Here is a 20,103-nt window from a genome sequence, read left to right as displayed (position 1 = left end):
CCTTCAAACTCTTCTGCGCGCCCCGGGGAGGGGGCGATGTAAACCAAAACCAGACGGGCGCAAGGCCCAATTGATACGAAAGCACCCTCTCAGGCCTGCTTACCCGCTTCCTCTTCCTTCGCCTTCAGGAGATAGGCGAAATTCTGGAGAGGCGCGTTGAGCTGCTGCACGAATTGCTGGAGCGGCGCCTGCAGCGTCGCGAGCAGCGTGGCACGAAGCTCATCCTTGCCGGGCATCGTCGCGAGCTGCGTCTCGACGGCGTCCCCCGAGAGGATCTGCCCCTCGATGAGCCCCGCCTTGATCTGCAGCTTCTGGTTGTCCTTGCGGAACGCCTTGACGACCTTGGCTGCCGCGCTCGGATCCTCGTAGCTCCAAGCCACGCCGGTCATGCCGGTCAGGCTCTTCGAGAGGGTCTTCGCCCAGGGGTGCTCCTTGATGGCGTGGCGGACGAGCGTGTTCTTCACGACCCGGTACTCCACGCCGGACTTCCGGAACTCATCGCGAAGCTTGGTGACCGCCTCGACGTTCATCCCCTTGAAGTCCAGGAAGACCGCGGAAGACATCCGCTCGAACTTCTGCCGGACGGAGCCGATCAGCACTTCCTTCTGGGACCGTTCCATGGGCTACGCCTCCTCCGTCTTGCCGATGAAGTGGACCGGGTCGATGCGAACCCCGGGGCCCATCGTCGAAGACATCGTGATGCTCCGGAGGTAGATACCCTTGGCCGTCGCCGGCTTGGCCCGGACGAGCGCCTGGATCAGCGCGTCCGCGTTCACGTGAAGCGCGTTCTCCGCGAAGGAGACCTTGCCGATCCGCGCGTGCACGATGCCCGCCTTCTCGACACGGTACTCCACCTTGCCGGCCTTCGCCTCCGAGACGGCCGTCTTCACGTCGAACGTCACGGTCCCGACCTTCGGGTTCGGCATCAGGCCGCGCGGACCGAGGATACGGCCGAGCTTGCCCACCAGACCCATCATGTCGGGCGTGGCGATCACGCGATCGAAGTCCATGAAGCCTTCCTGGACCTTGTTCACGAGATCCGCCTCGCCGACGAAGTCGGCGCCGGCCGCCTCGGCCTCCTTGGCTTTCTCGCCCTTGGCGAACACCAGGACCCGAAGCGACTGCCCCGTCCCATGCGGGAGCACGACGGCGCCACGGACCATCTGGTCTGCGTGCCGCGGGTTGACACCCAGCCGGACCGCGAGGTCCACCGTCTCGTCGAACTTGGCGGGCGCCGCTTGTTTCACGAGCGCGCACGCCTCCTGCAATGTGTACTTTCGAGCGCGGTCGACGACTGCCCGCGCTGCGACCTTCTTCTTGGCGACTTTCGGCACATGCCCTCCTTCTTAACGGCTCTCGCCTCCCACGGTGCGCCTCAAACTACCGTGGTAAATCTTGCTTCTGGCCCGCTGGGCGCCGCTCTCGGGGCGCCCAGCGCGGCGGGGCGCATCCCCGACGGCGGGGAGCGCCACGACCACCTCAGTCGACGACGTCGATGCCCATCGAGCGCGCCGTGCCCGCCATGCTGCGCATCGCGGACTCGAGGTTCGTCGTGTTCATGTCCTGCATCTTGAGCTGGGCAAGCTCCTTCAGCTGCTTCTGCGTGACCTTGCCCACCTTGACCTTGTTGGGCTCCTTGGAGCCCGCGCCCGGCTTCTTCTTCGTCTCGAGCCCCGCCGCCTTCTTGAGGAGCACGGAGGCCGGCGGCGTCTTCATGATGAACGTGAACGAGCGGTCCGAGTAGACCGTGATCACCACCGGGATGATCATGTCCCCCTGCGTCGCCGTCCGCGAGTTGAAGTCCTTGCAGAACGCCATGATGTTGACGCCGTGCTGGCCGAGCGCCGGACCGACGGGGGGCGACGGGTTGGCCTTGCCCGCCGGAAGCTGCAGCTTCACGTACCCTGTGACTTTCTTCGCCATGATGAATCTCGCACCCTATCGAACCGCCGCCCGACGGGCGGTCTACTATTCAGAGAAACAGCGAAGCACCGCGGAGGCGCGGTGCTCGCCCGCAGGTTTGCAGCCGTCCGTTCCTGGCTAGCGCTTCTCCACGGCTGAGAAGTCGAGCTCAACGCTGGTGGGTCGGCCGAAGATGCTGACCTTCACCTTGAGCTTCTGCTTGTCCATCTTCACGTCATCGACCGTGCCGGTGAAGTTCGCGAAGGCGCCGTCGAGGACCCGCACCTCCTCACCCACCTCGAACGTGAGCCGCGGCTTCGGCTTGACCGCCCCTTCGACGATCCCCCGCCGGAGATTGTCGATCTGAACGATCGGGACCTCCTGCGGCGTCTGGTTGCCGATGAAGCCGGTCACCTTGGGCGTGTCCTTGACCAGGTGCCAGACCTGCTCGTTCATCTCCATCTCCACGAAGATGTAGCCGGGCAGACTGAGCTTCTGACGAACGCGGGTCTTACCGCCGGGACGGTTCTCCGTGACCGTCTCGCTCGGGATGAGGATCTCGCCGAACCGATCTTCCAGGCTGTACTGCTTCACGCGCTGCTGGAGCGCGTCGCGCACCTTCGCCTCGTATCCCGAGTAGGTATGGATGACGTACCACTTCTTGGCCATGGCGCTTGATTCCCTCAGGGTCTCCCTGCTTCAGCTTCCATCGCCGTAAACGATGTTGGTCACGAATGCCCAGAAGCGGTCGAGCAGCGCCAGGTAGAGGGTCGCCACGGTGGTCGTCGCGATGACGACGAACGTCGCATTCGTCACCTCTTTCTTGGTCGGCCACTTCACCTTCGCCAGCTCGGCGGCGACCTCGTCGCTCCAGGCGCGAAGCTCGGCGTTGCGGAATGCGCGCAACACGACGACCAGCGCGACGACGCCGCCGACGATCATGCCGTACGTCGTCTTGTCGTCGTCACCCACCGCGGAGAGCGCCGGCAGCGCCCGGCTGAACCAGTCCTTGTTGGCGAGGGTCGCCCAGACGCCATGGACGACCTTGCCGAGCAGGTAGGCGAGCAGCATCCCCGCGGCGAAGAAGCCGGCGAGCACATAGCGCTCCGAGCCAAGCTGAGCGGCCGCGACCTCCTCGTCCTCGGCCTCATCGGCGTCGTTCGATTCATCGGCACGCGGCGCCTCGGCGTCGTTCGCGTCAGCAGCCCCCGTCCCCTCGCTCTGCGGCACGAGGGACGAGTCCTCGGCAGGCGAGCTCGGTCCGGATTCTTCCGGCTCCTCGTCCTCCGCGACCTTCGTCGGCGGCTTGTCTTTTTGACCCTTCGCCATAACAACACCAAACGCGCCGACCCGCGGCAGACAATGGCCTGCTCGGTGAGGATCCAGGGGCGGCCCTGAGGCGCCCACATCCCCCGGCAGGGGCAGAGAGGCTCGAACTCCCGACCTGCGGATTTGGAATCCGCTGCTCTACCAACTGAGCTATACCCCTAGAATCGCTGCGCCTTCCTGAGCACTCGTTCACTTCGTCTCGTCGTGAACCGTGTGCTTCTTGCACTGCTTGCAGAACTTCTTGAGCGACACCACCTGGTCCGGCGCCTTCGTGGTCTTGTAGTTCCGCGACTTGCACTCGCGGCAGGCCAGTGAGACGGCGATGCGCGCCGCACGCCACCCACCGGCCTGCTCGCCCACGTCGGCCTCCTACGCGAGGATCTTGGTGACGACGCCGGCGCCCACCGTCTTGCCGCCCTCGCGGATGGCGAAGCGCATCTGCTCCTCCAGCGCGACCGGGGCGATGAGCTCGATCGTCATCGTGATGTTGTCGCCCGGCATCACCATCTTCACCCCCTCGGGGAGGTTCACCGTGCCGGTCACGTCCGTCGTCCGGATGTAGAACTGCGGCCGGTAGTTGGTGAAGAACGGCGTGTGGCGCCCGCCCTCCTCCTTCTTGAGGACGTACACCTCACCGGTGAACTTCGTGTGCGGCGTGATCGACCCGGGCTTCGCCAGCACCTGGCCGCGCTCGATCTCTTCCTTCTCCACGCCGCGGAGCAGACACCCGACGTTGTCGCCCGCCTGCCCCTGATCGAGCAGCTTGCGGAACATCTCGACGCCGGTCACGACCGACTTCTTCGTGTCCTTGAAGCCGATGATCTGCACCTCGTCGCCGACCTTGATCACGCCGCGCTCGATGCGGCCCGTGGCCACCGTGCCGCGGCCCTTGATCGAGAACACGTCCTCGATCGCCATCAGGAACGGCTTGTCGATGTCGCGCACCGGCTCGGGGATGTAGCTGTCCAGCGCGCTGAGGAGCTGCTGGATCGTCTCCTCCCACTTCGGGTCGCCCTGCAGCGCGGGCAGCGACGCGCCACGGACCACCGGCGCGTTGTCCCCGTCGAACTTGTACTTCGACAGGAGCTCGCGGACCTCCATCTCGACCAGGTCGAGCATCTCCGGGTCGTCCACCGCGTCGCACTTGTTGAGGAACACGACGATGTGGTTCAGGCCGACCTGCCGGGCGAGCAGCACGTGCTCGCGCGTCTGCGGCATCACGCTGTCGAGCGACGACACGACGAGGATCGCCCCGTCCATCTGCGCCGCGCCGGTGATCATGTTCTTGATGTAGTCGGCGTGCCCGGGGCAGTCGACGTGCGCGTAGTGGCGGTTCGCCGACTCGTACTCGACGTGCGCCGCCGCGATGGTCACCGTCTTCGTCTCGTCACGGACCGTCCCGCCCTTCGCGATGTCGGCGTACGAGATCGCCTTCGCCAGGTTGCGCTTCGACTGCACCTTGACGAGCGCCGCCGTGAGCGTGGTCTTGCCGTGGTCGATGTGGCCGATGGTGCCCACGTTCACGTGCGGCTTCGTACGAGTGAATTTCTCCTTGGCCATCGAGATGTCTCCTGCCGAAATGAAGTTCGCGACTGCGTTTCGCTGTCCTCGTTGGAGCCCACCATCGGGATTGAACCGACGACCTCGTCCTTACCAAGGACGTGCTCTGCCAACTGAGCTAGGTGGGCAAACGACCGACCACGGAGCGGGCGACCGGGTTCGAACCGGCGACGTTCAGCTTGGAAGGCTGACGCTCTACCAACTGAGCTACGCCCGCGGGCTTCCATCGGGAGTGACCCGGCGGATCTGGTTCCTGGTCGGACCGCCTTCGGAGCGAAACGTCGCTCCGGTGGAGGGTGATGGATTCGAACCATCGTAGGCATTGCCGGCAGATTTACAGTCTGCTCCCTTTGGCCGCTCGGGCAACCCTCCAGATTTTCTCTACTTATTAGATTTTGCCGACTTTGTCTCTGCCCTGACCTCCCGAACCACCGACCGGTCGCCTTGCATCGGAGCTGACGAGGGGACTTGAACCCCTAACCCCCTGCTTACAAGGCAGGTGCTCTACCGATTGAGCTACGCCAGCGGCATCCACCCGCTGCCCGTCCCCGGGCTCCGGGAAACGTGCGTGCTGACCTAGCGAAATGTCCCAAGACCGATCACTTCTGTGCGAGCAATCAACTCCCGGCCCTGCTGGACCGCCTGCCTGCACGGTTCGGAGTGTCCCGACCGGGCTGGACCGCAGCGAGGTGAAGCTGTTGGTGCCGCTCACGTCGCTCCGAAGGTAGACGAGTCCCGCGAAGGGAGGAGGCTCTTAGCCCCCTGCAAGAGACGTGTCAAGCGGTGTGCATCGTTTTCGTCCGTTTCGCTGGAATCGGCTGCGAGAGCGCGGTCTGGCCGCGCGGTCAAGCTGGGCGCTCCAGAGCACCGGCGTCCTCCGACGGCGCCGATCTCGCTCGAGCGCTCCCGGTTTTCAAGTGCGGACGTCGAGGAGCACGCTCCCGCGGCGCGCGGAGCGCAGCGGCGAGGCGCTCACGCAGCTGCGCTCCGCGCGCCGCGTGCCCGCGCCGAACGCCGCGCGCAGCGACGGCGCGCCTCGGGCGAGCAGCCGCGTGAGCGCGAACGCAAGCGAACGTGAACGAGGGGGCGAAGACGAGGACGACGAGGACGACGAGGGCGCGCGTCGGCGGCGCCTCGGACGAGCGAGAGGTCCCTTGCGCTCCGCTCGCGGCTGCTGCGATCCTGCCCGGCGCACGCTCGCCCGGGCGCGCCGCGGAGCGGCCCGAGGCGACGATCGCGTTCCGTCATGCTTCGGGGGTAGAGGTTCGATCGCATGGAATGTCCCGCTTGCCATCAGCCAAACATCGATGGGGCGCGCTTCTGCGCCACGTGCGGCGCGCTCCTCCCTGTCGCGCCGGTGGAAGCAGACCCGCTCATCGGCGCCATCGTCGGCGGCCGGTTCCGCATCATCGGCGTGCTCGGCGAGGGCGGGATGGGCCGCGTCTACAACGGCGAGCAGCCGATGGGCACGTCGGTGCGGAAGGTCGCCATCAAGACGCTCCTCTCGCAGCACGCGAAGGATCCGCAGGTGGTCGCGCGCTTCATGCGGGAGTGCGGCACGGTCAGCGAGCTCGAGCACCCGAACACCATCAAGGTCTACGACTTCGGGCAGACGAACACCGGGGAGCTCTACATCGCGATGGAGCTCCTCAACGGGCAGTCGCTGGAGACGGCGCTCGAGCGGGGCGGCGCGCTCTCTCCCGAGCGCGTCGATCGCATCATCGCGCAGACGTGCGGGTCGCTCCAGGAGGCCCACGAGAAGGGGATCGTCCACCGCGACCTGAAGCCCGCCAACATCTTCTTGACCAGGCGCGCCGGCGAGGAGGACTACGTCAAGGTCCTCGACTTCGGCATCGCGAAGCGCGACGAGCGCAGCGCCAAGGCCGAGCAGAAGCTGACCCAGCAGGGGACGGTGCTCGGCACCCCGCCGTACATGAGCCCCGAGCAGTTCACGGGGACCGAGCTCGACGCGCGGAGCGACGTCTACTCGCTCGGCGTGCTGACCTACGAGATGCTCACCGGGCGCCTGCCGTTCGACGCCGACACGCCGTGGGCATGGGCGACGCAGCACATGACGGCGCAGCCGTTCCCGTTCGAGGCCGTGCCGATGGGCGCCGCGGCCCCGCCGAAGATGAAGGCGGCCGTCATGAGAGCCCTCAGCAAGAGGCGCGAGGACCGGCAGCAGTCGGCGCGGGAGTTCTACGAGGATCTCACGATCGGCGCGGGCGCCCGCCTCTCGGTGCTCGCGGCGGCGCCGCGCACCCTCGTCGGGAGCGACGCGCCGACCAGCGGGACGGCGCTGATGCCGTCGCGCTCGGGTCAGACGCAGCTCGGGGAGCCGCTGTTCGTCGCGGGGCCGCCCACGGGATCGGGACCGGTGAGGACCGTCGTCAACCATCAGGCCCATCAGGCCGCGACGGTCATGGATCAGGCTGTCGTGCCGGCGCACCCGGCCGTGCCCACGGGCAGCGGCCAGGTGTTCCCCGCGCCGCCGCCGGCGCCGCAGAAGAGCAAGGCAGCTCCGATCCTCGCCGCGGTCGCGGCCGTCGCGGTGCTCGGCGTCGTGGGCGTCGTCATGATGACGAAGGGGAGCGGCGGGAGCACGACGGAGGAGAGCACGTCGACCGCGATCCCGCTGCCCACCGGCGCGCCGTCGGTCACCGTGGCGTCGGATCCCGTGGGCACGCCCACGAGCACGCCCACGACCACCCCGGAGCCTCCCCCGCCCGAGCCCACCGGCCCGGACAAGGCGGCTCCGGACACCCCGAAGAACACGTCGACTCCGACCGCGACCACCGCGCCCAAGGTCCCGCCGCCCGGCAACGAGAAGGCGGAGCAGGAGTGCAGGGCCGCGATCAACCTGGCGAACGGCGGCAACACGGATCTCGCCGTGAAGCGCTTCGCGTCCTGCGATGGCCCCAAGAAGGCCGAGGCGAGGGCCGCCATCAGCGCGAGCGCCAAGCGGGCCGTCGCGTCCAAGGGGTGCGCGGCGAAGTCCCACGCCTTGGCCGCCGCGCGGATCGGGGCGGGCGAGGCGATGTCCCAGCTGCCAGCGCAATGTCGATGAAGGAAGTGGGCCGGATCGGACACAACGCTCAGCGGGTCCGGGCTGTTCCAGGCTTGCCTTGACGCCCGATTTTGACCGGTGCTAGATCCTGCCCCGACAGTTCTGAAAGTTCAGTGCACGCCGCGCCCTGGCTTTGTTTGGTCGGCGCTTGACTTTGGAACATGGGGGAGAAGGTCGCTCACGGGAAATGGGCAGTAAGATTCGTTTGGTTGCGCCTCGAATGAGCTGGCGCGACATATGTCGATCTAAAGAGTTCGCTGGGCGATGGATCGCCCTTGACAATGTCAAATACGTTCAAGGCTGTTCCCAGCCGGCCGAAGCCGACGTTGTGGACGCCGACGATGACCTGGCCGACTTATGCGCGAGGATGCGCGAGGCCGACCGCACGGCGTGTGCGATCCTCTTCGTCGAGGACGACGCCGGAGTACCTGCGCGGGTCCAGCGACTGCCGCAGCTTTGGCGCCGCGTCGCGCATCACTGATCCGCCGGAACATCCTCATCCGCCCAGTCCGACCGTCTGACGACGCGAGCGCCCTCGGGAGCGTCTCAGCGAACCGAGCCTGGCTCGGCGAGCTCACGCTCCTGGCGTTCGCCGCCGAACGTCGGTCGCGCGTCGGTCCTCGCCTTGGGACGTCGCGTCCGCCCTGCCGCCAGCCGATCTTCGGCTCCTTGCCGATCTTCGGCTACTTGAGGATCGGCTTCAGCAGGGTCTTGCCGTCCTTGACGACGACATCGTAGTCGACGGACTTGGCCGGGTTCGTCGCACGCAGCTTCGCTGCCTGCGCGCGGAGGCTCTCGGCCAGGCGCTCGTAGGTGACGCCGGCCGTCGACTCACGCGCGGCGCGCTTCGTCTCGACGTACTTCGCGTAGATCTGACGCAGCCGCTGCTCCGGGAGCTCGTCGTCGCGCGCAGCAGATCGCTGCGGGGGCGCGGGTCGCGCGCGCACCGCGGCGTCGAGGCCGGCGCGCGCGGCCTCCGGGGGGCGCGACGGCGTCCGCGGCGCCGTATGCCGGGCGCCGCTCGCCGCGCCGGTCTCCGCGGCAGGCGGCGCGGTGGAGCGACGGCGCCGGGCCGACGGCGGGCGCTCCGAGTGGACGCGCTCCTGCCGCCTCGCTCCGGTGCCCTTCGCTTCGCCCGCCGCGGCGGCCGCAGCGACCGCTGGGGCTTCGGCCGGAGCGCCAGGAGAAGGCTTGACGGGGCTCAGGGGCGGCGGTCGCTTCGGAGCAGGCGGAGGCTCGGGCGCGACGTCCGTCAACGCGTCTGGAGGCCCGGCCGCGGCCTTCGCCGCGTCGCCGGTCTTGGTGCGCTGAGCGCGCATCTCCGCCGCGAGCTCGGCGAGCCGCTGACGGCTGTTCGCGCCCGCCGCAGGCTGAGCCTTGTCGACGGCAGGGCGCGCCGGCGACTTCGCGCCTGCTGGCGAGGCCTCGGCCGGCTTCGCCTCTGCCGGCTTGCTCTCCGCCGGCTTCTGCTGGGGCCTGGTCAGGCCGAGCCCCCGGGGCAGCCCTCCCAGCGGCGCGGGCTTCACGGCCGCGGCGGCCTGCGGCATGGCAGGCGGCGCGAGCGCAGGACGCACCGGCGAGCTGGCCGGCGCCGCGCTCGACGCCTCCGGTGCGGTCAGCGGCGCGACCGCGGCGCGAGGCGCGGCCTCCTCGGCGGCCAGCGCGGCCAGCGATCGCTTTCCCAAAAGCGACGCGGCGGGCAAGGGCGGGGGCGCCAGCGTGACCGCCTCGTCGTCGACGTCGATCTCCTCGTGACCGCCGCTGTCATCGGCGCGGTGGACCGGCTCGCGCGCCGTCTCCTGCTGCTCGGCGAGCTCCGCGTAGCGCTCTGCCCGCTTGCGGCCGACGATCGTGAGCGCTTCCTTCGCTCCGACCCGCTTCGCTGCGCGGATGACGTCGCGGCGGTACGTGCCGTTCTCGATCTCGCGCGAGATGCGGCCCCAGTACTGCTGGAACGTGTTGTAGCGCTGGATCAGCATCTGGAACTTGAACCGGAGCCCGGTGTTCCTGATCTGCTCCCGCCGCATCACCCAGATGCGACGCTCGACGTCCTTGCGCGGGATGAGCGGCTCCAGCCGTTCGATCCCCATGAAATACTGCTCGTAGAGCGCGCGCAGCCGCTCGATGCGCGTCTCCAGCTCCTCGAGCTCCCGTTCGACCTCACCCGATTCCATCGCGGCTAGAGGGGCGTGATGCGCAGGTTGTCGAAGCAGACCGGCGCATCCCATGCGTTGAAGCCCATGTGCTCGTGCCCTGGACCGGAGAGCGGAGCAGGGTCGCTGAGCTCCAGGTACTCGACGTCGTTCACCGACCAGGAGAGGGTCCTGCCGTCACGACGCTCTATCCGGAAGCGATACGGTTGTCCCGGCGCAACCGGCCGCGCGCGGTCGTCGTCGCTGTCCGGGTCCACGTCGATCTCCAGCCGTTCGGCGCTGTGCTCGTCGAGGCGCGCGAGCACGTGCTTCGTGTTCTTCCATCCTCCGAGGATCACGAGGTAGCTCGTCGCGTTCGTGTAGCTCGCCGCCGTCGCCCCGCTCCGACCGTCTCCCCAGAGCTCGGCCTTGAGATCGCCATCTGGGGCCTCGGCGATGGCGTCGAACTCGATCCGGGCGTTCTCCGGCAGCGGCCGCTTCAACCACACGCCGCGGTTCCTCGCGGCGCGCACGCAGAGCTGCCCCTCGTCGATGGCCCACTTGGAGCTCAAGGCGTTCCAATCGGGGCCGAGCGCCGGCCGGTTGAAGTCGTCCTCGAACACGCCCGCCCCCTGCGCTCCCGGAGCGGCGCCCGCGGTCGGCGAGGAGACCGACGACGCGACCGTCCCGGCTGGCCGCGCGCTCGCGTTCCCCGTGGCCGGCCCTTCGGGAACACACGCCGCGCTCACGAGCAGCCCAGGCACTGCGAAGACCCCGACGGTGGCACGGCCAGAGAGCACGGAATCGATGCTAGCAGCGGCGCGCGCGGACTTCGAGAGCCGCTTCGCGGGCGCCGTCGACAGGGTGAGGAGAACTTCGCGCTGCGCTGACGGCCCGGGCACATCGAGATCGCCCGGCGGCGCGGTTGGACCGGCGTCAGCGAACGCTTTGGCTCGCTGCGTCATGCGCGAGAGACGATGCTTGATGGTCCCCAAGCCCAGGCGTAAGGAGAGGCGCCATGCATCCCATCCTGTTCCGCGTCCCGCTGCCCGCCTGGACCGTGCCCCTTCTCTGGGTCTTCCTGATCGCTGCGGGCATCGCTTTCGCGGGCGCGATCGGGCTGCTCATCGCGAAGAACAAGCCAGGCGCGACGGCCGCGGGCATCGCAGGCGTCGCGCTCGCGGCGATCGCCTCCCAGGTCAAGGAGCAGACCTACACCCTGGGTCCGCTGCCCATCTACAGCTATGGTGTCATGCTCGGGCTCTCGCTCGTGGTCGGCTGGTACCTGACGCTCGGGCTCGCGGAGCGCGACGGCCTGCCGAAGGAGACGATGGCCAACTGCTACGTCGTCACCGCACTCGCCGCGGTCGTCGGGTCGCGCGTGCTCTACATCCTCACGAACCTCGACGAGTTCGACTCGTTCGGCGCGATGTTCGACATCCGCCGCGGCGGGCTGGTGGCGTACGGCGGCTTCCTGGGCGGCTTCCTGGGCTCGTACCTGTTCCTGCGCTCCCATCGCATCCCGCTGCTCCCCTGGGCCGACGTCGCCGTCCCGAGCCTCGCCTCGGGCCTGATGATCACGCGCATCGGGTGTTACCTCTTCGGCTGCGACTTCGGCCGGCCGCTCGGCGAGACGGCGCCCGCCTGGCTGAAGAAGCTCGGCACGTTCCCGCGCTGGGCCGAGGGCACGCTGGACCACGGCAGCGGGTCCCCGGCGTGGGTGCAGCACGTCAAGGAGCGCGGGCTGGATCCGAGCTCCGAGGCGTCGCTCGCCGTGCACCCGACGCAGATCTACGAGGCGCTCGTCGGCGCCGGGCTGCTCGCGCTCCTGCTCCTCGCGCGCCGCCGGCAGAAGTTCCGTGGCGAGATCTTCCTCATCTTCACGTTCTCCTACGGCGTCTGCCGCTACCTGCTCGAGCTCCTCCGCGACGACGCGGAGCGCGGCTCGATCCCGCCGTCGCTCCCGGAGCACGTGTTGCTCCCGGCCGGCCTCGTGATCTTCGCCGTGGGGTACACGATCGGGTTCTCCCACCTCCTCCGCGACAACATGGTGCGCAAGGTGACGCAGGTGCTCTCCTTCGTCCCCGCGGTCGCCCTGTACCTGGCCCTCAGGCCCGAGACGTTCGCCGCCTCCGCGACCCTCCAGTACTCGACCTCCCAGGCCGTCGCGCTGGCGACCGGGCTCGCCGCGTCGATCGCGTTCGCGGTCTATCACAAGGCCGCCCTGGACCACCCGGAGCAGGCGATGGCGCTCAGCCTCCCGGAGAGCCCCGCCGCGGCCGCCGACAAGCAAGCAGATGGCGACGACGACGACGAGGACCAGGACGACGAGGACGAGGACGACACGCCGAGAAAGAAGCGGAGCGCGCCGCCGAAGGCCGGCGACGCGCCGTCGCGGGCCAGGCGCGGCAGCGCAAAGGACGAAGGCCGGGCGACGGCCCGCGAAACCGGCGCCGCCGAGGCGCCCGACACCACCGGAGAGGCATAGACCGTGAAGATCGCATTCGGAGAGGGCAAGCTCGTACCGGCCGTCGTGCAGGATCGGCTGACCGGGCAGGTCCGGATGCTCGCGTACATGACGCGGGAGTCGCTCGCCAGGACGCTCGAGACGGGGCGCGCCACCTTCTTCAGCCGATCGCGCGGCGAGCTCTGGGAGAAGGGGGCGACGAGCGGCAACACGCTCGCGGTGACGAGCGTCCACGCCGACTGCGATGGGGATGCGCTCCTGATCCTCGCGGAGCCCCGCGGCCCGACGTGCCACACGGGGAGCGCGAGCTGCTTCTTCCGGCAGGTCGATGCCCGCGGCGACGGGGAGCCCGAGGCCGCCGACGAGGGGCAGGACGCGTCCGCGCTGCTCGAGTCCCTCGAGCGCGAGATCGAGGCGCGCAAGGCGTCCTCGGCGACGAAGAGCTACACCCGGAAGCTGCTCGACGGAGGCGCGCCGCTCCTCGGCGCAAAGCTCCGCGAGGAAGCCGGCGAGCTGGCCCAGGCGATCGCCGGGGAGAGCGACGAGCGCGTCGCGTCCGAAGCGGCGGACGTCATCTACCACCTGCTGGTCGGCCTCGCGTCGCGCGGCGTCCCGCTGCGCGCGGTGCTCTCGGCGCTCGCGTCACGCATGGGCACGAGCGGCCTCGCCGAGAAGGCATCGCGGGCACAGAAGGACAGCCCGGGGAAGCCGTGATGCGCCGCGCGTCGCTGCCTCGATGTGGCGGCGGCTCACGCTTCGTGATCCGCCGCGCTGCGCTGTCCGCGGCGCTGCGCGGTCAGCAACCGCAGAGCCCGTCGTAGACGGACGAAGCCCTGTCACCGCAACCGGGCTGCCGATCAGGATCACCCCGATGGCGGTGGCGCCCGCGAGAGCGAGGCGGCAGACGGCGAGGCTTCGCCGCCGCAGCTGCGCGCCGGCCCCCGCCCTCCGTGAGGGCGGCGGATGGGCTATTCTGGATGGGTGAGCCCGTTCCGTGAGCCGCCCGGCATCGAGCTCGGCCCGCTGGAGGTCGGCCTCGGGCGCGCGGCGCGGCGAGCCATGGTGGGCCTCATCCCGAGCGGAGGACGGCTCATCGCGCCGGACGGCTACGCGCGGACCCTCCACGGCGAAGACGGCTCCTGGCGCGGCCGCTCGCACACCGCAGGCGCGCTGGGCTCCCTGGGGCTCCTGCTGGCGTCGGCCTGCGCCTTCGTCGCGGCGACCGGCGGCTGGAAGCTGCACGGCCTCGATGCGACGGCGGTGACGGTCGCGCTGGTGATCGCGGGCGGGGTCTCGCTGGCCGCGGTGCTGCGCGCCGTCGATGCGCCGCGCGAACGGCTCACCGTGCACGGCGCGGTGGTCGGCAGGGCGGCGAGGCGCGCGCTCCGCAGGGCAGGGCGCCTCGCGCGCCACGCGGAGCGCGCGCCGGACAGGTTCGGCCCTCGCCGCGTCACCGCGCTGCGCAAGACGTTATCCATGCTCGCGGATCCGCTCATCGCGGACTGGATCCCCGCGGACGTGCGCGGCCGCGCCGAGCTCCTCCTTGCCCGCGCCATCGCCGCGAGCGTCGGCGCGCGCTGGGCGCGCGAGGCCAGCGTCCGGACCGAGGTCCGGGCGCTGCTGCTCGCCGCGGCCGATCACCTGATCGAGCCGACGCCGGCCCGGCTGGATCTGCTCGTGCTGGCAGAGCACACCGAGCCCGCCCCGACGCCGCGCGATGCACGTTGGCCACAGCGCGTGACCGCTGCGGCGCAGATCCGCTGCAGGGCGCCGTCGCCCCCTGTCCCCTCCGACGCCGTCGCCGAGGACGCCGCGGCGGGGGTCGATCTCGACGCGACCGATTCCTCCGGCGAGGAGATCGATCGTGCTAGGGTGCGCTGCTGAAGGGCGCGTCGCCGACGCCTCGGGAGGCTTCGGCGGCGTTGCAGGAATCCCGTGAATCCACCTCGATTCCGGAGCTCTTCACGCTCCCGGGCCATCCCCCTGCCCCCTGCGCTCGGCCGCGCCCACCTCGCGCTCTGGTGCGCGTTGCTCCTGGGGACGTGCCCGAGGCGCGCGCTCGGGCAAGGCGCGGTGGCCGCCGGCGCAGAAGCCACGGCGCAAGAGCGAGCGCCGCACGCTTCCGCGCCCCCCCTCGCGGCGGCGCCGTCGCCCGGCGCGGCGCTCCAGGAGAGGCATCGCGTCCGGTACACCCTCGACGGCATCGAGATCCGAGGCAACGTGCGGACCGCCGCGCGCGTGATCCTCCGCTACGTCAGGTTCCGCGCGGGGGACCTGCTCGACGTCGAGGATCCGGAGATCGAGCTCACGCGCTACCGCCTCCTCGGGACCGGGTTCTTCGCCTCGGTCGGGTTCTCGCTCCGCAAGGGGGTCGAGCGCGGGAGCGCGACGCTCGTGATCGACGTCGTCGAGCGCAACACGTTCGTCGTGCAGGACCTCTGGCTCGGCATCGCGGCCGACGAGGACACCGCGGGCAACGCGAAGCCGCTCTCCGCGTTCACTGGCGTGCAGGTCGCCGAGACCAACCTCGCCGGCACAGGGATCACGCTCGGCGCCGGCGTCGGGCTCGCGGCCGACCAGCTCGCGCTGAGGACCCGCTTCGTCGACCCCGCGTTCGTGGGGACCCGCTGGTCGGCCACGGTGACGGTGCTCTACAACGACGCCCGTGACTTCTTCGGCAACCGGGACGTCGTCTTCGAGTCCCCGTTGCTCGAGCAGCGCGAGGTCACGGGCTACGCCGTCGTCGCCTACAAGCGGTTCGGCGCGACGCTCGGCACAGGTCACGACGTCTCCTCCTCCTCGCGGCTGTCGCTCGACTACCACCTGGAGCAGATCGACGCGACCGTGCCCACGGTCGCCTCGCACATGCGCGGCAACAGCCGCGAGCCCATCGAATTCGACATCCTGGGCGGCAAGACGGTGCTCTCGTCGCTGCACGCCGCGATCGATCACGACACGCGCGACGCGCCCTTCCTTGCGACGCAGGGCACGCTCGCGTCGGTCTCGGTCACGGTGGGCGTACCGCCGTTCGGCAGCGACTACGGCTACCAGAAGTTCGAGTTCGGCGCGCAGCGCTGGTTCCGCCTGCCGCTGCGGCACGTGCTCCGCGTCGAGGCGTTCGCCGGCGCGATAGCCGGGGACGCGCCTTTCTTCGAGAAATTCTACGTCGGCGATCTCACCGACCTCCTGCCGGATCGGCTGCTCGACCTCGCGCCCGATCGGAGGCAACCGCCGAACTTCCTCAGCACGGACATCATCGAGGTCCGGTACGGGGACTTCGCCGCGAAGCTGGAGGCGGAGTACCGGATCCCGGTCTACGCCGGCCGCGGCTCCATCTACGGCGTCGATCTCTTCGGCGCCGCGGGCCTGTACGGCCTCGCGACGCGCCGCGAGTTCACCGATGCGCCGACCGGATACGAGGGCTTCGCCCGCGTGCCCGTGGACGTCACCTACAACCTCGGTCTGCGGGTCGACACGGCGGTCGGCGGGGTGACGCTCGCGTTCTCGAACCTGCTCGGGCTGATCCCGGCGCGGCGCGGTGAGCGGAAATGATCTGCTCGATCTGCTCGATCTGCTCGATCTGCTCGATCTGCTCGATCTGCTCGATCTGCTCGATCTGCTCGATCTGCTCCAATGCACATCGCGGACCGAAGCGCGCGACGCGCGATGCGCGGCGCGCGGGCGGTGGCCGCCGTGCCTGGCACCTCCGAGAGGCGCGGCGAGCGCTCGTGGCGCTCGGCCGCGGAGCGGCGCGCTGGCTCGGGATCGCGCTGCTCGCGACGCTCGCCCTCCGAGCGAGCTGGTCGATGGCCCAGGAGGGGCCGGGGCCCAAGGAGATCGCTGACGCGGACGCGCAGCAGGCGCTCGGCGCGCCGGCCGCGCTGCCCACCCGGGTGGCGAGCTTGACGCTCGACAAGACGATCGTGCAGCTGACCGTGGGCTTCCGCGACGTCGTCGACGGCGAGATCTCGAAGAAGCTGCTCAGCGGGCTCCCCACCGTCATCACGATGCGCGGCTACCTCTTTCACGAGAGCGGAGGCAACCCTGTCGCGCTCGCCGCCAAGAGCTGCCGGATCGTCTACGACCTCTGGGATGAGGTGTTCCGGATCCAGCTGATCCAGGCCGGAGGTCAGTCGAGCACGGTCGCGATCAACGTCGAGGGCGTGCTCCGCAACTGCGCCGAAGCCCGGCGGCTGCCGCTCGTGGAGCGGTCGCTCGTCCGCGACGGCAGCCGCTATTTCGTCGCCGTGCTGGTCGAGGTGAACCCCATGAGCGCCGAGATGCTCGATCGCATCAAGCGGTGGGTGACCCGGCCGCCCGGCTCGACGGCGATCGGGCCGGGCGACTCGCTGTTCGGCTCCTTCGTCGGCCTGTTCGTGACGCGCATCGGCAACGCCGACCGGAGGCTCGCCTTCCGCACGCAGCCCTTTTTGCCGCCGGTGCCACCGCCCAGCCCGCCTCCTCCTCCCCAGAGGTCTCCCGGCCGCTGAGCCACGCGCGCGGCGGCCTCGCTCGACGTCACGCCCCTCGCCCGCCGGGCGGCGCGTCGGTCTACACTCGTCTCGCGGACGCTCTGTTCGTGTCGGCTCCACCCCCATGCGCCTCTTTCCCATCGCGCTCGATCTCAACGGCCAGCGGGCGCTCGTCATCGGCGCGGACGGCGACGCGCCGTACACGGTGGAGCGCCTCCTCTCGGCGGGCGCTCGCGTCTCCGTCGTCGCGCCAGGGCAGGTCGACGGGTCCATCGAGCAAGCCAGCCGGGAGGGGCGGCTCGATCTGCACCGGCGAGCATTCCTGGACGGCGACCTCGCCGGGGCGGCGATCGTGTTCCTCGTGCCGGGCGACGAGGCGCTCTCGCGGCGCCTCCACGGAGAGCTCGCGGGCGCCGGGCGCCTCGTCTGCACGCTGGATCGCCCGGAGGTGTCGAACTTCGTCAATCCTTCGGTGGTCTCTGCCTCCGGACTGACGATGAGCTTCAGCAGCCATGGCGTCAGCCCTGGAACGATACGGCGCATCCGGGAGGACCTCGGCGCCCTCTTCTCGGATCCTCGGTTCGCCCGCTACATCGAGGCGCTGCGCAGGCTCCGCGAGAGCCTCCCTCGGGGCCCCGAGCGGGCCGCGCGCATGCGCCGGGCGACCCTGGGCTTCGGGCTGGAGGCGAGGCTTCGGTTCCCTGCATGGCTGGAGCGAGGCGACGAGCCTTGATGTCCGAGGAGGCCGCGCCAAAGCGGCGGGGGCGCGGCGGGGGTGCGGGCCTCGGCGCGGGCCTGGGCCAAGGCGCACGCGCCCCCGGATGAACGCGAAACCCCTTGTGTAGAGCGGCCTTCAAGGCTTAAGTGGGCGCCCACGCGACACTATCCGCGGAGGAGGGCTTACGGTATGCGTTCACGATCGGGCCGGCTGACGATGTTGACCTCGGCGGCGATGGTCTCTGGGCTCCTGACGCTGACGAGCGTCAGTCCGGCATCCGCGCAGACGGATGCCAAGCCGGCAGCGCCCCCGGCAGGTAAGCCGGCCGCCGCAGCGGCTCCTGCGAAGCCAGCCGCATCCGCGGCGCAGGCGCCCACCCCCGCTGCGACGCCGCCCGCGGCCGGCGCGACACCTCCCGCGGCCGGCGCGACGCCGCCCACGACCGGGACGCCCGCTGCGGCTCCCGCGAAGGCGGGTACGCCCGCGACGGCGGCTCCCGCGAAGGCCGGTGAGCCCGCGACGAAGGTGACCACCACCAAGCCGAAGAAGGCGCTGACCGAGAAGCAGAAGAAGGACGAGGCGAAGAAGCTCTACAAGGAGGCCGAGGCCAGGTTCGACAAGGGCGAGTACGCCGTCGCGGCCGACCTGTACCGCCAGGCGGACGAGTACGTGCCCGGCGCCGCACCGAAGTACAAGCTCGCCCTCTCGCTCGACAAGCAGGGCCTCGTCACCGAGGCCGTCGCGGCCTGGCAGGCGTTCCTCGATTCGAAGCCGGACGCCGAGAAGTTCAAGGAGAAGATCGCCGAAGGGCAGACACGCGTCGAGGCCCTGAAGAAGACGCCGGCGAAGGTGAAGGTCGCGACCGTCCCGGAGGCGCCGCCTGGCCTCAAGGTCGCGGTCGACGGCGTGGCCCAGACCGGCAAGGAGCTCTCGGTCCCGCCCGGCAAGCACACCCTCACCGTCTCCGCCGAGGGGTTCGCCGACGCGAGCCAGGAGCTCGAGGTCACCTTCGCCGAGGCGCGCGAGGTCAACGTCACGCTGACGCCGCAGGCGCCGGCGCCGGTCGCTGCGACGCCGGCCCAGCCCCCCACCCCGCCGCCGCCCGCCGACGTGCCGCCCGCGCAGCCGCCGCCGCCGGCCGCGCCGATCGAGCCGCGCTCTCCGGTGCCGGCCTACGTCACCCTCGGGCTCGCGGGCGCCGGCGTGGTGGTCGGGACGATCTTCGGCATCCAGGCGCTCGGCGCGAAGAGCGACTTCGATGACGCCCCGACGACCAAGACCGCGGACAAGGTCGATCGCTTCGCGCTCATCGCGGACATGTCCTTCGCGGTGGCGCTCACGTTCGGCGTCACCGGCGCGGTCCTGCTCCTCAGCGACGACCCGGCCCAGGCGAAGGCCGCAGCGTCGAGCGTGACGAAGAAGGCGTTCGTCACTCCGTTCGTCAGCCCGACAGGCGGCGGCGCCGCCGCGCGGTTTACCTTCTAAGGGGACTACTATGTGGAAGAAACAGCATCTTCTCGCGATGGCGCTCTGCGCTGGCGCGCTCTCGACTCTCGGGATGGGCTGCGAGCTCATCGCCTCGGTCGATCGCTCGCGCATCCCGGGGGACGAGGACGTCCCCGACGACGGATGTTCTGACGGCACGAAGAACAACGAAGAGACCGACGTCGATTGCGGCGGTTCCATCTGTCCGAAGTGCGACACCGCCAAGGCGTGCACCGCAGCCACCGACTGCGCGAGCGGCTTCTGCGCCGACGACGTCTGCTGCGATGCCGCCTGCGACGCGGAGTGCGACGCCTGCACCGCCGCGCTCAAGGCGTCGGGCGACGACGGCAAGTGCGGCCCCTCGAAGGCCGAGACCGAGTGCGGCGAGCCGACGTGCTCCGAGGGCGTCGAGACGAGCCGCGGCACCTGCGACGGGGAGACCGTGGAGTGCGGGCCCGGCGAGGAGAAAGCGTGCGAGGAGTTCGCCTGCGATCCGGAGGCCAACGCCTGCTTCACCGAGTGCACGGAGGACACGCATTGCGCGAAGTGCCACGAGTGCGCAGACGGCGCCTGCGAGCTGGCCGCGGCCGGCGCGGAGGACCTGGGCTGCGACGAGGGCCAGGCGTGCGACGCCGCGGGCGAGTGCAAGCCCGCGAACGGCGTGGAGTGCACGGAAGCGAGCGAGTGCGCCACCGGGCTCTGCGTTGACGGCGTCTGCTGCAACGCCGCCTGCGACACGGCGTGCATGGCCTGCAACGTCGCGGGGTCGGAGGGTACGTGCTCGAACATCCCGCTCGGCAGCGAGGACGGGGCGGACTGCAGCGGCATCAACGCCTGCGATGGCAAGGGCGCTTGCAAGCTGGTGGGTGGCGAGGAGTGCACCACCAACGAGCAGTGCGCGAGCGGCAAGTGCCTCCCCAGCCCCCTCTTCACGTGTGAGGAGATCCCGGAGACGCCTTGAGCTCTCTCCG

19 protein-coding genes and 5 tRNA genes are annotated in these 20,103 nt (G+C 70.0%); 10 read left to right on the top strand and 14 right to left on the bottom strand.

What is annotated here, in order from left to right; translation table 11 throughout:
* Positions 1–89: 89 nt before the first annotated feature.
* From rplJ to WMF12_RS02055, 12 genes are all read right to left on the bottom strand, one after another.
* Positions 90–620, bottom strand: coding sequence for a 50S ribosomal protein L10 (gene rplJ / locus WMF12_RS02110; RefSeq protein WP_012233043.1), 531 nt, complete (start codon positions 618–620; stop codon positions 90–92).
* 3 nt (positions 621–623) lie between these two features.
* Positions 624–1,334, bottom strand: coding sequence for a 50S ribosomal protein L1 (gene rplA / locus WMF12_RS02105; RefSeq protein WP_012233042.1), 711 nt, complete (start codon positions 1,332–1,334; stop codon positions 624–626).
* Positions 1,335–1,479: 145 nt separating this feature from the next.
* A complete protein-coding gene (rplK, locus tag WMF12_RS02100) occupies positions 1,480–1,923 on the bottom strand; it encodes a 50S ribosomal protein L11 (protein ID WP_437743923.1) in 444 nt (147 codons plus the stop codon).
* A 117-nt stretch (positions 1,924–2,040) separates the two neighbouring features.
* Positions 2,041–2,571 (bottom strand): transcription termination/antitermination protein NusG, encoded by a 531-nt coding sequence (gene nusG / locus WMF12_RS02095; RefSeq protein ID WP_012233040.1) that lies wholly within the window; start codon positions 2,569–2,571, stop codon positions 2,041–2,043.
* Positions 2,572–2,601: 30 nt separating this feature from the next.
* The gene (gene secE / locus WMF12_RS02090; RefSeq protein WP_437861620.1) at positions 2,602–3,231 is read right to left on the bottom strand and encodes a preprotein translocase subunit SecE; all 630 of its coding nucleotides are present in this window, start codon (positions 3,229–3,231) and stop codon (positions 2,602–2,604) included.
* 87 nt (positions 3,232–3,318) lie between these two features.
* Positions 3,319–3,391: transfer RNA gene (locus WMF12_RS02085), tRNA-Trp, on the bottom strand.
* 29 nt (positions 3,392–3,420) lie between these two features.
* Complete coding sequence (gene rpmG, locus WMF12_RS02080) at positions 3,421–3,591, bottom strand: 50S ribosomal protein L33 (protein ID WP_012233038.1); 171 nt, start codon at positions 3,589–3,591, stop codon at positions 3,421–3,423.
* Positions 3,592–3,600: 9 nt separating this feature from the next.
* Positions 3,601–4,791, bottom strand: a complete 1,191-nt coding sequence (tuf, locus tag WMF12_RS02075) for an elongation factor Tu (RefSeq protein ID WP_012233037.1) — start codon at positions 4,789–4,791, stop codon at positions 3,601–3,603.
* A gap of 52 nt (positions 4,792–4,843) precedes the next feature.
* Positions 4,844–4,919 (bottom strand) — tRNA-Thr (locus WMF12_RS02070).
* Positions 4,920–4,935: 16 nt separating this feature from the next.
* A tRNA-Gly gene (locus WMF12_RS02065) sits at positions 4,936–5,008 on the bottom strand.
* 73 nt (positions 5,009–5,081) lie between these two features.
* A tRNA-Tyr gene (locus tag WMF12_RS02060) sits at positions 5,082–5,163 on the bottom strand.
* Between the two features lie 81 nt (positions 5,164–5,244).
* Positions 5,245–5,317, bottom strand: a tRNA-Thr gene (locus WMF12_RS02055).
* 747 nt (positions 5,318–6,064) lie between these two features.
* On the opposite strand from WMF12_RS02055, the gene WMF12_RS02050 reads away from it, so the two are divergent.
* Both WMF12_RS02050 and WMF12_RS02045 read left to right on the top strand, forming a co-directional pair.
* Complete coding sequence (locus WMF12_RS02050) at positions 6,065–7,858, top strand: serine/threonine-protein kinase (RefSeq protein WP_437861615.1); 1,794 nt, start codon at positions 6,065–6,067, stop codon at positions 7,856–7,858.
* Positions 7,859–8,078: 220 nt separating this feature from the next.
* Complete coding sequence (locus WMF12_RS02045) at positions 8,079–8,339, top strand: hypothetical protein (RefSeq protein ID WP_437861614.1); 261 nt, start codon at positions 8,079–8,081, stop codon at positions 8,337–8,339.
* A gap of 202 nt (positions 8,340–8,541) precedes the next feature.
* Here WMF12_RS02045 and WMF12_RS02040 read toward each other — a convergent pair whose 3' ends face one another.
* Positions 8,542–10,032 (bottom strand): MXAN_5187 C-terminal domain-containing protein, encoded by a 1,491-nt coding sequence (locus WMF12_RS02040; protein ID WP_437861612.1) that lies wholly within the window; start codon positions 10,030–10,032, stop codon positions 8,542–8,544.
* A gap of 5 nt (positions 10,033–10,037) precedes the next feature.
* Positions 10,038–10,790 (bottom strand): hypothetical protein, encoded by a 753-nt coding sequence (locus WMF12_RS02035; RefSeq protein WP_437861611.1) that lies wholly within the window; start codon positions 10,788–10,790, stop codon positions 10,038–10,040.
* Between the two features lie 218 nt (positions 10,791–11,008).
* Here WMF12_RS02035 and WMF12_RS02030 point away from each other — a divergent pair, with 218 nt between their 5' ends.
* From WMF12_RS02030 to WMF12_RS01995, 8 genes are all read left to right on the top strand, one after another.
* Entirely contained in the window at positions 11,009–12,478 is a 1,470-nt protein-coding gene (locus tag WMF12_RS02030; RefSeq protein ID WP_437861610.1) for a prolipoprotein diacylglyceryl transferase, read from the top strand.
* Positions 12,479–12,481: 3 nt separating this feature from the next.
* The gene (gene hisIE, locus WMF12_RS02025) at positions 12,482–13,171 is read left to right on the top strand and encodes a bifunctional phosphoribosyl-AMP cyclohydrolase/phosphoribosyl-ATP diphosphatase HisIE (protein ID WP_437743914.1); all 690 of its coding nucleotides are present in this window, start codon (positions 12,482–12,484) and stop codon (positions 13,169–13,171) included.
* Between the two features lie 267 nt (positions 13,172–13,438).
* Positions 13,439–14,341 carry a hypothetical protein gene (locus tag WMF12_RS02020; protein WP_437861608.1) on the top strand — a complete coding sequence of 301 codons (903 nt, stop codon included), beginning with the start codon at positions 13,439–13,441 and terminating at the stop codon, positions 14,339–14,341.
* Positions 14,342–14,392: 51 nt separating this feature from the next.
* Positions 14,393–16,009, top strand: coding sequence for a BamA/TamA family outer membrane protein (locus WMF12_RS02015; RefSeq protein WP_437743912.1), 1,617 nt, complete (start codon positions 14,393–14,395; stop codon positions 16,007–16,009).
* Positions 16,006–16,947: a hypothetical protein gene (locus tag WMF12_RS02010; RefSeq protein ID WP_437861607.1), complete on the top strand. Its 942-nt coding sequence runs from the start codon at positions 16,006–16,008 to the stop codon at positions 16,945–16,947. Before WMF12_RS02015 ends, WMF12_RS02010 begins: the two co-directional genes overlap by 4 nt.
* A gap of 106 nt (positions 16,948–17,053) precedes the next feature.
* The gene (locus WMF12_RS02005) at positions 17,054–17,662 is read left to right on the top strand and encodes a precorrin-2 dehydrogenase/sirohydrochlorin ferrochelatase family protein (RefSeq protein ID WP_437743910.1); all 609 of its coding nucleotides are present in this window, start codon (positions 17,054–17,056) and stop codon (positions 17,660–17,662) included.
* A gap of 174 nt (positions 17,663–17,836) precedes the next feature.
* Positions 17,837–19,132 (top strand): PEGA domain-containing protein, encoded by a 1,296-nt coding sequence (locus WMF12_RS02000; protein ID WP_437861590.1) that lies wholly within the window; start codon positions 17,837–17,839, stop codon positions 19,130–19,132.
* A gap of 10 nt (positions 19,133–19,142) precedes the next feature.
* Positions 19,143–20,093, top strand: a complete 951-nt coding sequence (locus WMF12_RS01995) for a hypothetical protein (RefSeq protein ID WP_437861582.1) — start codon at positions 19,143–19,145, stop codon at positions 20,091–20,093.
* Positions 20,094–20,103 lie beyond the last annotated feature (10 nt).

It is taken from the genome of Sorangium sp. So ce363 (assembly GCF_051520435.1).
GTDB classification, from domain to species: domain Bacteria; phylum Myxococcota_A; class Polyangia; order Polyangiales; family Polyangiaceae; genus Sorangium; species Sorangium cellulosum_B.
This window is presented reverse-complemented; position numbering and strand designations above follow the sequence as displayed.

Bases quoted from the DNA above. Each gene is read 5' to 3' on its own strand.
- rplJ (WP_012233043.1), bottom strand. From the start codon at position 620: ATGGAACGGTCCCAGAAGGAAGTGCTGATCGGCTCCGTCCGGCAGAAG.
- rplK (WP_437743923.1), bottom strand. From the start codon at position 1,923: ATGGCGAAGAAAGTCACAGGGTACGTGAAGCTGCAGCTTCCGGCGGGC.
- nusG (WP_012233040.1), bottom strand. From the start codon at position 2,571: ATGGCCAAGAAGTGGTACGTCATCCATACCTACTCGGGATACGAGGCG.
- secE (WP_437861620.1), bottom strand. From the start codon at position 3,231: ATGGCGAAGGGTCAAAAAGACAAGCCGCCGACGAAGGTCGCGGAGGAC.
- tuf (WP_012233037.1), bottom strand. From the start codon at position 4,791: ATGGCCAAGGAGAAATTCACTCGTACGAAGCCGCACGTGAACGTGGGC.
- WMF12_RS02050 (WP_437861615.1), top strand. From the start codon at position 6,065: ATGGAATGTCCCGCTTGCCATCAGCCAAACATCGATGGGGCGCGCTTC.
- WMF12_RS02045 (WP_437861614.1), top strand. From the start codon at position 8,079: ATGAGCTGGCGCGACATATGTCGATCTAAAGAGTTCGCTGGGCGATGG.
- WMF12_RS02040 (WP_437861612.1), bottom strand. From the start codon at position 10,032: ATGGAATCGGGTGAGGTCGAACGGGAGCTCGAGGAGCTGGAGACGCGC.
- WMF12_RS02030 (WP_437861610.1), top strand. From the start codon at position 11,009: ATGCATCCCATCCTGTTCCGCGTCCCGCTGCCCGCCTGGACCGTGCCC.
- WMF12_RS02010 (WP_437861607.1), top strand. From the start codon at position 16,006: ATGATCTGCTCGATCTGCTCGATCTGCTCGATCTGCTCGATCTGCTCG.
- WMF12_RS02005 (WP_437743910.1), top strand. From the start codon at position 17,054: ATGCGCCTCTTTCCCATCGCGCTCGATCTCAACGGCCAGCGGGCGCTC.
- WMF12_RS02000 (WP_437861590.1), top strand. From the start codon at position 17,837: ATGCGTTCACGATCGGGCCGGCTGACGATGTTGACCTCGGCGGCGATG.
- WMF12_RS01995 (WP_437861582.1), top strand. From the start codon at position 19,143: ATGTGGAAGAAACAGCATCTTCTCGCGATGGCGCTCTGCGCTGGCGCG.